10 protein-coding genes are annotated in these 12,318 nt (G+C 69.2%); 8 read left to right on the top strand and 2 right to left on the bottom strand.

The annotated features are described in order from the left end of the window. Positions 1-15 precede the first annotated feature (15 nt). The 4 genes from IPN47_01485 (at position 16) to IPN47_01470 (ending at position 3,960) form a co-directional block, all read left to right on the top strand. Positions 16-669, top strand: a complete 654-nt coding sequence (locus IPN47_01485) for a phosphoribosylanthranilate isomerase (GenBank protein ID MBK9406721.1) — start codon at positions 16-18, stop codon at positions 667-669. Between the two features lie 109 nt (positions 670-778). Further along, positions 779-2,134, top strand: coding sequence for an amidohydrolase family protein (locus IPN47_01480; protein MBK9406720.1), 1,356 nt, complete (start codon positions 779-781; stop codon positions 2,132-2,134). A gap of 90 nt (positions 2,135-2,224) precedes the next feature. Continuing rightward, positions 2,225-3,439, top strand: a complete 1,215-nt coding sequence (locus IPN47_01475) for an exo-alpha-sialidase (GenBank protein MBK9406719.1) — start codon at positions 2,225-2,227, stop codon at positions 3,437-3,439. Next, complete coding sequence (locus IPN47_01470) at positions 3,436-3,960, top strand: TlpA family protein disulfide reductase (GenBank protein ID MBK9406718.1); 525 nt, start codon at positions 3,436-3,438, stop codon at positions 3,958-3,960. Before IPN47_01475 ends, IPN47_01470 begins: the two co-directional genes overlap by 4 nt. A gap of 54 nt (positions 3,961-4,014) precedes the next feature. Here the strand turns inward: IPN47_01470 and IPN47_01465 are convergent, their stop codons facing one another. Further along, positions 4,015-5,406 (bottom strand): tryptophanase, encoded by a 1,392-nt coding sequence (locus IPN47_01465; protein MBK9406717.1) that lies wholly within the window; start codon positions 5,404-5,406, stop codon positions 4,015-4,017. 65 nt (positions 5,407-5,471) lie between these two features. Here IPN47_01465 and IPN47_01460 point away from each other — a divergent pair, with 65 nt between their 5' ends. Next, a complete protein-coding gene (locus IPN47_01460; GenBank protein MBK9406716.1) occupies positions 5,472-6,104 on the top strand; it encodes a DJ-1/PfpI family protein in 633 nt (210 codons plus the stop codon). Positions 6,105-6,192: 88 nt separating this feature from the next. Here the strand turns inward: IPN47_01460 and IPN47_01455 are convergent, their stop codons facing one another. Continuing rightward, positions 6,193-6,783 carry a polyisoprenoid-binding protein gene (locus IPN47_01455; GenBank protein MBK9406715.1) on the bottom strand — a complete coding sequence of 197 codons (591 nt, stop codon included), beginning with the start codon at positions 6,781-6,783 and terminating at the stop codon, positions 6,193-6,195. Positions 6,784-6,977: 194 nt separating this feature from the next. Between IPN47_01455 and IPN47_01450 the strand changes: the two genes are divergently transcribed. From IPN47_01450 to IPN47_01440, 3 genes are read left to right on the top strand one after another with little or no spacing between them, the layout of a single operon-like run. Continuing rightward, positions 6,978-10,010 (top strand): hypothetical protein, encoded by a 3,033-nt coding sequence (locus tag IPN47_01450; GenBank protein MBK9406714.1) that lies wholly within the window; start codon positions 6,978-6,980, stop codon positions 10,008-10,010. Beyond that, positions 9,983-11,557, top strand: coding sequence for an ABC transporter permease subunit (locus IPN47_01445; protein MBK9406713.1), 1,575 nt, complete (start codon positions 9,983-9,985; stop codon positions 11,555-11,557). The genes IPN47_01450 and IPN47_01445 overlap by 28 nt, the downstream gene beginning before the upstream one ends. After that, positions 11,554-12,303, top strand: coding sequence for an amino acid ABC transporter ATP-binding protein (locus IPN47_01440; protein MBK9406712.1), 750 nt, complete (start codon positions 11,554-11,556; stop codon positions 12,301-12,303). The genes IPN47_01445 and IPN47_01440 overlap by 4 nt, the downstream gene beginning before the upstream one ends. Positions 12,304-12,318: the final 15 nt, after the last annotated feature.

Below are 12,318 nucleotides of genomic sequence, written 5' to 3'. Positions count from 1 at the left end.
CGCTCGGCCCCGCCCATGCATCTCAAGATCTGCTGCATCGCCACCCCTGCCGAGGCCGCCCGCGCCATCGGCGCAGGAGCGTCGGCGCTCGGCCTCGTGTCGGCCATGCCGTCGGGGCCCGGGGTCATCGACGAGGCAACGATCGCCAGCATCGCTGCCGTCGTCTCGCCCCCCATCGAGACCTACCTGCTCACCTCGGAACGCGAGGCGACGGCGATCGCCGCGCAGCACGCGCGCTGCCGGACGACCACGTTGCAGCTGGTGGACCGACTCGCCTCGCACGACGAGTACCAGCGGCTGCGCGCGCTCGTCGAAGGGGTGACGCTCGTGCAGGTCATTCACGTGCTCGACGAATCTTCCATCGACGAGGCGATGGAGCTGGCCCCGTTCGTCGATCGCCTCCTGCTCGACTCCGGCAACCCTCGGCTCGCCGTGAAGGAACTCGGGGGAACCGGTCGCACGCACGATTGGGCGCTCAGCGCGCGCATTCGCGCCGCGACCGATCGCCCGCTCCTGCTCGCCGGCGGCTTGCGCGTCGACAATGTCGGAGAAGCCATCACGACCGTTCGCCCGTTCGGGATCGACGTCTGTTCCGGCGTCCGCACCGACGGCGCCTTGGATAGCGACAAGCTGGCCCGGTTCGCCCACGCGGTGTTCGCTGCGGCGTGACCCGCGTGGGCGCGGGGAGCGGTCGGGCCCCGGCGACTGGATTCCCGGCGTGTTGCAGCGCACCTTCCCGCCCCTCCGCAGCGTTCGGCACGTCTCCCGCCCGGCCCCCATGCGCATCGCCTCCATCACGTTAGGCAGGACGCCCTTCACCCGTGCGACGGCGATCCTTGCCGCCCTCTCCCTCTCCGCTGTCGCGCCCACGCTTGGCGCACAGGGGAGCGCGCCCGTCGCCCCCAAGCCCCGGGCAACGTTGCTGCGCCCTGCGAGCGTGTGGGACGGCGTGAGCGATGCCCCGCGCCCCGGTGTGGTCGTCCTCGTCGTCGACGACAAGGTCGAGGCAGTCGGGCCTGCGAGTTCGGTCACCGTACCGGCGGGGACGCAGGTCGTCGACCTTCCCGGACTGACGCTCACCCCCGGGATGATCGAGGCGCACTCGCACGTCCTCCTGCATCCGTACAATGAGGCCACCTGGGACGACCAGGTCCTGCGCGATCCCACCGCGCTTCGCGTCGCTCGCGCGACGAATCATGTGCGACAGACGCTGATGGCCGGCTTCACCCTCATCCGTGACCTCGGCACCGAAGGGGCCGGGTACGCCGACGTCGGCGTGAAGATGGCGATCGATCAGGGCGTCATTCCCGGGCCGCGCATGCTTGTGACGACCAAGGCGATCGTCGGCCGCGGGAGCTACGGCCCGCGATCCTTCGCCAACGACCTCGACATCCCCCAGGGGGCCGAAGAGGCGGGCAACACCGACGAACTCGTGCGCGTCGTCCGCGACCAGATCAAGCATGGCGCCGACTGGATCAAGGTCTACGCCGACTATCGTTGGGGCCCGACGGGAGAGACGCGCCCGGCCTTCACCGAGTCGGAGCTCCGCGCTGCCGTCGAGATTGCGGAGTCGAGCGGTCGGCACGTCGTCGCCCATGCCTCGTCGGCCGAAGCCATGCGGCGTGCGACGATGGCCGGCGTCGCCAACATCGAGCACGGCGACTTCGGCACGACCGAGGTCTTCACCCTCATGGCACAGAAGGGAGTCGCCTTCTGCCCGACGCTCGCCGCCGGCGACGCCACCTCGCAGTACGGCGGCTGGCAGAAGGGCGTGGAGCCAGAACCGGCGCGCATCAAGAACAAGCGCGAGAGTTTCGCGCGCGCGCGCGCCTCCGGGGTCACGATCTGCAACGGCAGCGACGTCGGCGTCTTCACGCATGGCGAGAACGCCCGGGAGCTGCAACTCCTGGTCGACTACGGGATGTCGCCGCTCGAGGCCATGCGTGCGGCCACCTCGGTCACCGCCAAGGTCCTCCGCCTGGACGACCGGCTGGGGAGCGTGAAGCCGGGGCTCTGGGCCGATCTCGTGGCGATGGAAGGCGACCCGACGAAGGACATCGACGCCACGCGCCGAGTGCGCTTCGTCATGAAAGGCGGCACGATCTATCGCCACGACGCGGCCGCGCGACGCTGAGCGCGCGACGCTTGGAGCCAGGGGCGATCGGTCGCCCCTCCGGTCGAGCGCGCGATTGACGCCCCGCGCGCTCGCCGGACAGATTCCGGGATGCGCCTCCTCCCCCTCGTGCTCGGCGTGGCCCTCGCGGGTTGCGTGCAGGTGATTGAACTGCCGCCGGGCGACCCGCTGCAGGAGCTCCCCTCCCCCGCCGCAACGCGGAGTGGCGAGCCGTTCCTCTCCACCGATGCCAGCGGCACGGTGCACCTCTCCTGGCTCGAGCGGAGCGGCGATTCCACCTACGCGCTCCGCTACGCGCGCCTCGTGGGCGAGACCTGGAGCGACGTGCGCACCATCGCCGAGCGGAACGACTTCTTCGTCAACTGGGCCGACTTTCCATCGGTCGTGGCGTCGGGCAAGGGGATGCTCTTCGCGCACTGGCTGCAGCGGCGCCCGGGCGGCAAGTACAGCTACGACGTCATGATCACCCGGTCGGCTGACTCCGGGCGCACCTGGAGTGCGGGCGAGGTGCTGCATCGTGACGGGATCGCCGCGGAGCACGGCTTCGTCGCCATCTGGCCTGGTGACGACGGCGGGATCGAGGCGGCCTGGCTCGATGGCCGCGGCACGACGCACCACGACGCGTCGATGCGCGCCATGCACGTCGCGACCACGAGCATCGGGGCCGACGGTACGTTAGGCAGTGAACTGCTCCTCGACCAGCGCAACTGCGACTGCTGTCAGGTGGCCGCGACGCGCACCACGCGCGGCCCGGTCGTGGCCTATCGCGATCGAACCGAGGATGAAGTGCGCGACATCTCCGTCGTGCGGCGGGTCGACGGGGCGTGGACTACGCCGGCCGTCGTGCATGACGACCACTGGCAGATCGACGCCTGCCCCGTCAACGGCCCCGCCCTCGCCTCGCGAGGCGACACGGTGGTCATTGCCTGGTTCACCGGCGCGCAGGACACCGCGCGGGTCCGTGTGGCCTACAGCATCGATGCCGGAGCCTCGTTCTCCCCGCCGCAACGCATCGACGCGGGCAACCCGGCCGGGCGTGTCGACGTGGAGATGCTCGACGACGGCACGGCCGCGGTGTCGTGGCTGGAGCGCACCGACAGCACCACCGCCGAGGTACGCCTGCGTCGCGTCCGTCGCGACGGAACGTCAGGAGCACCCGTGGTGCTGGCGCGATCGTCCGGGGTCCGCGCGAGCGGCTTCCCCAGGATCACGCGCCGCGGCGGCGAACTCGTCGCCGCATGGACCGTCCCGGGAGACTCGGCGCGCGTCCGACTCGCGCGCTACCGGCTGGAGTCGCTGCCATGACGGGTCGTCGCTTCGCGCTGGCGGTCGTCCTCTGGTCGGCGGTCGCCTGCGCCCGTTCCGACGCGCCGCCCACGGAAGTCGCCATCGGGAAGCCGATTCCTCCGTACGCGGCGACCACCCTGGAGGGGAAAGCGGCGTCCATCGCCGACCAGAAGGGAAAGGTCGTCCTCCTCAACGTCTGGGCGACCTGGTGCGCCCCCTGTCGCGAGGAGATTCCCTACCTCCAGTCCCTGTACGACCAGCACGCTGCCAACGGCCTGGAGGTGATCGGCGTCAGCGTCGACGCGAGTGGATCGGAAGCCACCATTCGCGATTTCCGGACCGACTTCGGCATGCGTTACCCCATCTGGCTCGACCCCGACGAGCGCGTCCAGACGCTGTACATGGCGCTCGGCGTCCCGGCGTCGTACCTGATCGACCGCGAGGGGGTGCTGCGGTGGAAGCACCTTGGCACGGTGCGCGCCACCGACACGTCGTTCACCAAGGCACTCGGCGACGCGTTAGGCGCGCCGCTCAACTGAGGGCGCGTGCGTCGTCATGCGTTGCCGACGTGACCGAGTGTCACGCCGGCGCGCCTAACTGGCGTAGAAGCCGGGGGCGAGCGGGGCCAGTCGCGCGGTGAAGTGACGCAGCGCCGGCGGCTGCTCGACGATGCGCATGCCGCGCAGCAGGTGGGAGCGCTGCCGCACGTACGCGATCACCTCGGCCAGGTAGTCCACGTGGGACTGCGTGTACACGCGCCGCGGGAAGGCGAGGCGCAGCAACTCCATGCGCGCGGGGACCTCGCTGCCATCGGGTTGCAGGCCGAACATGACCGTCCCGATCTCCGCCGCGCGCACTCCGCCTTCGAGGTAGAGCGCACAGGAGAGCGTCCACGCCGGATACTCGAGCTGCGGCACGTGCGGCAGGAAGCGCTTGGCGTCGAGATAGAGCGCGTGCCCGCCCGGGGGGACCAGGATGGGGACATCGACCTTCTGCAGCTTCTCGGCGAGGTACTCCACCGATCGAATGCGGTAGCGCAGGTAGTCGGGCTCCAGCACTTCGGAGAGCCCGACCGCGATCGCTTCGAGGTCGTAGCCGGCCAGGCCGCCGTACGTCGGGAACCCCTCAGTGAGGATGAGGTTGTTGCGGCAGCGGTTGGCGATCGATTCGTCGTTGAGCGCCAGGAAGCCGCCGATGTTGGCCAGCCCGTCCTTCTTCGCGCTCATCGTGCAACCATCGACCAGCGAGAACATCTCGCGGGCGATCTCGAACGGCGTTTTGTCGGCGTATCCCGGTTCGCGTAGCTTGATGAACCAGGCGTTCTCGGCAAAGCGACACGCGTCGAGGAAGAACGGGATGCCGTGACGACGACAGACCTCGTGCACGGCGCGAAGGTTGGCCATGCTCACCGGCTGTCCCCCGCCCGAGTTGTTGGTCACCGTGACCATCACCAGCGGGACTCGCCCCTCGTGCTCTCGCAGTGCGCGCTCCAGCGCCTCGACATCCATGTTCCCCTTGAACGGATGCAGCAGCTCGGGATCGCGCCCCTCCGCACACGGGAGATCGAGGGCGATACCGCCGCGGTCCTCGACGTTCGCCCGCGTCGTGTCGAAGTGGGTGTTGTTGGGGACGACATCGCCCGCGCGGACCATCGCCGTGAAGAGGATGCGCTCGGCGGCGCGCCCCTGGTGCGTCGGCAGGACGTGCGTGAGGTGCGTGATGTTGGCCACCGCGTCGCGAAAGCGATGGAACGAGCGGGCGCCGGCATACGACTCGTCGCTCTGCATCATCGCCGCCCACTGGTTGGCCGACATCGCGCCGGTCCCCGAGTCGGTCAGCAGGTCGATCAGGACGTCGCGCGCATCCAGGCGAAAGACGTTGTAGCTCGCCTGATGCAGGGCGGACTCGCGTTCGGCACGCGTCGTCTGCCGGATCGGCTCGACAGTGCGGACACGGAAGGGCTCGATGATCGTGTGGGAGAACATGCGCGGGAAGCTGAGGAAGCTGCATGACTCGCGCGTGAGGGAGTCCCCCGTATATCCTGTAGGGGATGACCATCCATTCGCCTCACGCCGGCCTCGCCGCTGTCACGCGCCGCACCGTCGCTGTCGTCCTCTTTGACGAGGTCGAGGTGCTCGACTTCGCCGGGCCCTTCGAGGTCTTCTCGGTGTGCGGACGTCGATCGCAACTCGATCCGTTCGACGTCTTCACCGTGTCGGAGCGCGGCCAGACGATTCGGGCGCGCAATGGACTGGTGGTCACGCCGCTCCACTCCTTCGCGAGTGCCCCTCGCCCCGACATTCTGCTCGTCCCCGGTGGATTCGGGACACGCCGAGAGATGAAGAACCCGGTGATGCTGGAATGGGTCGCGGCGCAGGGCGCGGCGTGCGAGTACCTCCTGTCCGTCTGCACCGGGGCGTTGGTGCTCGCCTGCGCCGGCCTGCTCGACGGCCTCGCCGCGACCACGCACCACCTCGCCTTCAACGAGCTTCGCGCGGTGGCACCGCACACGGCGATTCGCGAGGGGGCGCGCATCGTCGACAACGGCCGCGTGATCCTCTCGTCGGGCGTGAGCGCGGGGATCGACATGTCGCTGCACGTCGTCGCGCGACTGCTCGGCGAGGACCTGGCGCTGGAGACCGCGCGGTACATGGAGTACGAGGGCGACTGGCACCGCACCTAACGAGGCACGAACGCCAGGCGCCGCATTGGCTGCGGACGCGGGCGCCCGGCCATGACCGGACGCCCCGTCTCCCCTCCCGAGCGAGCGGTTACTGCTTGACCGCCTCGACGGTGATGTTGATCTCGACCTCGTCGCCGAGCATGGCGCCGCCCCCCTCGAGGGCGCGGTTCCACGTCACCCTGTAGTCCAGGCGATTGATCTTCGTCGACGCGTCGAAGCCGATGCGGTCCTTCCCCTGCATGTCCTTGGTCACGCCGTTGTACGCGCCTTCGAGGACGACCGGCTTGCTGATGCCACGAATCGTGAGATCGCCGTAGACCTTGATCGACTCTCCCTTCACCTCGACCTTCGAGCTCTTGAACGAGAGCGTCGGAAACGAGTCGGTGGCGAAGAAGTCGTTCGAACGCAGGTGGTTGTCGCGCGTCTCGTTGTTGGTATCGATGCTCTTCGCGTCGATCGTGACGGCCACCGCGCCCTTGCTCAGCGAGCTCGCGTCTGCGGTGATGACGCCGTCCCACTTGCCGAACGTCCCGCGGACGCGCGTCACGTAGTGGCGGATGCGGAAGGTCAGCTCCGAGTGTACCGGATCGATCTTCCAGTTCGTGGTCTGAGCGTGCGCGACCGGGGCGGCGGCGAGCACGAGGGGGACGGAGAGGGCGGAGAGCAGCCAGCGCTTCATGGGATCATTCCTCGGGATAATGTCTCTGTTATGAGATATATACACACGAACTTTTTTTGGTTCCAGCGCCCTCCCGAGGTCCCAGCCCGATCCTCCGCCGCCACGCGTTCTGCGCCCCCACCGCGCACGAGAGGAGACGGTCGACACGAAGCTTCGCGGGCGATAGCCTTGGCGCGTCGCTCACCTCATCTCCAATGCCCCGTCATACGCACTCGTCCCTCCGCGTCGCCATCGCCTGCTTCGCCGCCTTGATTCCGCCGGCCGCAGGCGCGCAGGGCGCCCCGGAGTTTTCGGCGCTTCGTGCCCGCTCGATCGGCCCTGCCAACATGAGCGGGCGCATCGTCGACATTGCCGTCAACGAGTCCAACCCGTACGAGTTCTACGCCGGGAGCGCCACCGGCGGGGTCTGGAAGACGTCCGACAACGGCGTCATCTGGAAGCCGGTTTTCGAGCGCGAAGCCGTGCACTCGGTGGGGGCCCTCGCCGTCGATCAACGCGATCCTCGCATCGTGTGGGTGGGGACTGGCGAGGCGACCAACCGCCAGAGTTCGTCCTGGGGCGACGGCCTTTACAAGTCGACCGACGGCGGCGCCACGTGGCGCAACGTCGGGCTTCGCAACAGCCGGCACATCGCGCGCGTCGCGATCGATCCGACCAACTCCGACATCGTCTATGTTGCCGTCCCCGGCCATCTCTGGGGGCCCAACCCGGATCGCGGGCTCTACAAGTCCATCGACGGCGGGGCGACCTGGTCGCTGGTACTCGCCAAGGACGAAGACACCGGAGCGGTCGACGTCGCGATCGATCCGTCGGACCCGAACATCGTCTACGCCGCGCTGTACCAGCGCCGCCGCGCACCCTTCGGATTCGTGGGCGGTGGCCCCGGGGCCGGCCTCTACAAGAGCACCGATGCTGGGCGCACCTGGCGCCGCCTGACGAGTGGGCTGCCGGACGGTCAGGTCGGGCGCATCGGGATCTCGATCTATCGCAAGGATCCGCGCGTTGTCTACATCTCGCTCGAGCAGGGGGAGCGCTACACCTCCTCCATCTCCTACGGCAAGCGCCTGGGCGGCGTCTTCCGCTCCGAGGACAAGGGCGAGACGTGGCGCCGCATGAGCGACTGGAACCCCCGCCCCGCCTACTCGTCGCAGATCCGGGTCGACCCGAGCGACCAGAGCCGCATCTACATGGTGCAGTACTCTGTGAGCGACGACAGCGGCAAGACGTTCGTGGAGCCGAGGCAGACGCTGCACGGTGACGACCGCGTGGTGTGGGTCGATCCGAAGGACTCGCGCCACCTCATCAAGGGAGACGACGGTGGTGTGGGGATCAGCTACGACCGCGGGAAGAAGTGGTTGTACGTGGCTTCGCTTCCGGTGTCGCAGTTCTACCACGTCTCGGCCAGCACGTCGTCGCCGTACTTCGTCTGCGGCGGCCTGCAGGACAACGGCAGTTGGTGCGGGCCGAGCCAGACCTTCTCCACGCAGGGGATCCTCAACGACGACTGGTACCGCGTGGGTGGCGGCGACGGCTTTCACAACGTGATCGACACGACCGACAATCGCACCGTCTACTCGTCGTCGCAGTATCTCGGCATCACGCGCGTCGACGTGCAGACGCGTGAGGCAAAGAACCTGCGCCCGACCGTGAAGGAAGGCGAAGGACCAAAGCTCGGCAACTGGGGGGCCCCCGATCCCAAGGTGGGAAAGAAGATCCCGCCCGCCGGGTGGAACTCTCCCTTCGTGATCTCCTCGCACGACCCCAACACCGTCTTTGCCGGCATGGCATTGCTTTGGACGAGCAACAACCGTGGCGACACGTGGCGCTCGTTAGGAAACCCGACCACCGGCGTCGACCGGCGCACGCTCCGCATCATGGGGCAGCCACCGGAAGAGCACACGCTCTCGCTCGACGATGGCGTCTCGTACTATCCGACCACCTCGGCCTTCGCCGAGTCGCCCCGGACGCCGGGCCTGCTGTACGTCGGGACCGACGACGGCAACGTGAAGCGGTCGCGTGATGGCGGACGCAGCTGGATCGACCTCACGCCGCACTTCCCCGGCGTGCCGAAGCAAACGTGGGTCGCCTCGCTCGCGGCATCGCGTTTCGCGGCGGGGACCGTCTACGCCGCCTTCGACGGCCACCAGGCGAACGACTACACCAACTATCTCTTCAAGTCGACCGACTATGGCGCGACCTGGCGCTCGATCGCGAGCGACCTCCCGCCCGAGCGCGCCATCCACGTGGTGGTGGAGGACACGCGCAATCCGCAGCTGCTCTACCTCGGCACCGAGTTCGGGCTCTACGTGACGCTCGATGGCGGCGCGCACTGGTCGTACTTCGATGGCGGCATGCCGACCGTCCCGGTCAACGACCTGGTCGTGCAGCCGCGCGAGAACGACCTCGTGCTGGCCACGCATGGCCGCGGCGTCTGGATCATCGACCAGGTACATGCCCTGCAGGAGATGACCCCCGCCGTGCGCCAGTCGGCCGCGCACCTCTTTTCGATCGCCCCGGCCTCGATGAACCGCATGGCGAGCACCAAGGCGCACGCCGGCGACATGGTCTTCCGCGGGGAAAATCCGCCGGTGGGGGCGATCATCGACGTGTGGGCTCGCGACGGGGTTCCCGCGGGGACGACGATCGCCATTCACACCGCCGCAGGAACGGAAGTCGCGCGCGTGCCGCTGACCGCCAGGAGCAACGGAGGGGTCGTGCGCGCCGTGTGGAACCTGCGTCACCCCGAGTTGCGCCGTGGGCGCGGTGGCGATGACGATGAGGGCTTCGGCGGCGGCCTTCCCGGTCGCTGGGCGACGCCGGGGATGTACGAGGCACGCCTTTCCCTCGGTGGGGCGCTGGTGACCCGGCGCTTCGAGGTGCGCGAGGACCTGCGCGTGCGCCTCACGCCGCTGGCGCGCCAGCAGTGGACGGCGTCACTCGACCGCATCGCCGCCCTGTATCGCGAGGCGTCAGCGCTGAGCGACTCGGCGCGCATCGAGGTGCAACGCCTCGACGCGACCTCGCCGCGTGACGAGCGTCGCCTGGCGGAAGCGCGAGACGTGGCCGAGACGGCGGCAGAACTGGTGCAGCGCATCGCCGCACTCTACGGCAACACGGTGCGCGTCTCGGAGCCGCCCACCACCGACCAGCGTTCGCAGATGGGCTACTTCCCGACCGTGCTCACGACGCTGCGGAGCCGGTGGCTGGCGTTAGGGACGCGCTCCTGACGATGATGGATTGCAGGCGCGCGGCGCGCGCGCTGCTCGTGCCGGTCGTGCGCAGCGCGCGCACCGTCGCCTGCCGGGTGACGGTGCTGGCGCTCGCGATGACGCTCGCGGGGTGCGGCCGGCCGTCGACGCCAACCGACGGCGAGCGCACCACCGTGCTGCGGTGGGGCGGCGATGCCGAGGGCGGCGCCCCGTATGTCGAGGCCGATCCCGCGCACCCGGACAGCATGCGCGGCTTTGACGTCGAGATCGCCGAGATGATCGCCAAGGGACTCGGACGCACGCCACGGTTCGTCCAGGTGGCCTTTGCTTCGATCGACGCCTCGGTGGAGCGGGGCGACTTCGACGTGGGGCTGTCGGGGGTCGAGGACCGTCCGGAGTTGCACGAGCGGCACAGCCCGTCGCTGCCGTACTTCGAGTTCCGCGAGGTGCTCGCCGTGCGCGGGGCCGACAGCGCGCGCTATCGTTCGCTGGATGATCTCGCCGGCCGGCGCGTGGGGACGCTGGGGGCGACGCTCGCGTATCGCATGCTACTGGCCGAACAGTCGCGCACGGGGCTGGTCGCCGTCTCCTACGACGACGACGTGCACCCGTACACCGACCTGGTCGAGGGGCGGCTCGACGCCGTACTGCTCGACCACATCATCGCCGAGCGCTCGTTCAAGCGTATCGGCGGCTTTCTCATCCAACCCGACGCGTTCGCGCGCGGCCACTACATCGCCATCTTCGCGAAGGGCGATAGCGCGCTTCGCGATTCGGCCAACGCGGTCCTTCGCGCGCGCATGCGCGACGGTTCGCTGGAGGCGACGTTCCGGCGGTGGGACGTCTGGGATGAGGAGCAGGCGGCGCTCTTCCAGCGCGTGCTCGCCGATTCGGCCGCGACTCGTCCCGAGCCGTCAACCGCTTCGGCATCGAGCATCGCGCGCTACATCCCCGCCCTCCTGCGCGGCGCCGGCCTCACGCTCGTCCTCTCCTGCCTGGCCATGCTGCTGGCGGTGTCGTTGGGCGTGGCGATCGCGGCGGGGCGCGTCTACGGCCCTCCCGCGGTGCGCCTACTGCTGACGGCGTACGTGGAGGTGATGCGCGGGACGCCGGTCCTGCTGCAGCTCTTCGTCCTGTACTACGGACTGTCAGGCGTCGTGCGCCTCCCCGCCTTCCTGGCGGCGGTGATCGGGCTCGGTCTCAACTACGCCGCCTACGAGTCGGAGATCTATCGTTCGGCCCTGATGTCGATTGCCCCGTTGCAGCTGGAGGCGGCGCGGACGCTCGGGCTCTCGGAACTGCAGGTGCTGCGCCTCGTGCGGGGGCCGCAGGCCTTTCGCCTCGCCCTCGCACCGATGACGAACGACTTCGTGGCACTCCTCAAGGACTCGTCGCTCGTCTCGGTCATCACCGTGGTGGAACTCACCAAGCAAACGGCGATCTACGCCACCAACATCGGGAGCTGGTTCATCCCCGGCGTCCTGTGCGGCGCGCTGTACCTGGCGCTGTCGCTCCCGCTCTCGCGCGCGGCGCGCTCGCTCGAGCGCCGGTGGAGCCCGCGATGAGCGCACCGCTCGAAATCCGCGGCCTCTCCGCGCGGCGTGGCGACCAGGAGGTGCTGCGCGGCGTCGACCTCGACGTCGCCCCCGGCGAGATCTGCGCGCTGATGGGAGTCTCCGGTGCAGGCAAGTCGACCGTGCTGCGGTCGATTGCCGCACTGCAGCCGTTCAGCGCCGGCCACATTCGCATCGGCGACGTCACCCTCGCGCCGGGCGCGCTCCCGGGCGAGGCACGCCTGCGCCCGCTGCGACGCAAGGTCGGGATGGTCTTCCAGGCGCATGCCCTCTTCGAACACCTCACGGTGCTCGACAACCTGACGCTCGCACCGATGCACGCGTTAGGCTGGCCCCAGGCGCGCGCCGAGGAGGTGGCGCGCGAGCTGCTCGCGTCGCTGGGGGTCCTGGAGCGCATTCACGCCCTCCCGCGCGAGCTGTCGGGCGGAGAGGCACAACGCGTCGCCATCGCCCGCGCGTTGGCCCCCGACCCGCTCGTCCTCCTCATGGACGAACCGACGTCGGCACTCGATCCCGCCCGGCGAGGCTCGTTGGGTGACACCTTGCGCACGCTGGCCCGCTCGGGACGCGCGCTCCTGATCTCCACGCACGACGTCGACTTCGCCCGCAACTTCGCCGACCACGTGGCGGTCCTCGCCAGGGGAGTCCTCGTGGAGTACGGCGACGCCGCGACAGTGCTCACGGAGCCGCAGCACACGGCGACGCGGGCGTTGTTGAGCGCGCCGGCGGAGCGATAGAAAGGCGTCGGCAAA

The organism is Gemmatimonadota bacterium (assembly GCA_016719105.1).
In the GTDB taxonomy this organism is placed as follows: domain Bacteria; phylum Gemmatimonadota; class Gemmatimonadetes; order Gemmatimonadales; family Gemmatimonadaceae; genus SCN-70-22.
Note: the sequence above shows the minus strand (reverse complement) of the source record. Positions and strands in the feature narration are given on the sequence as shown.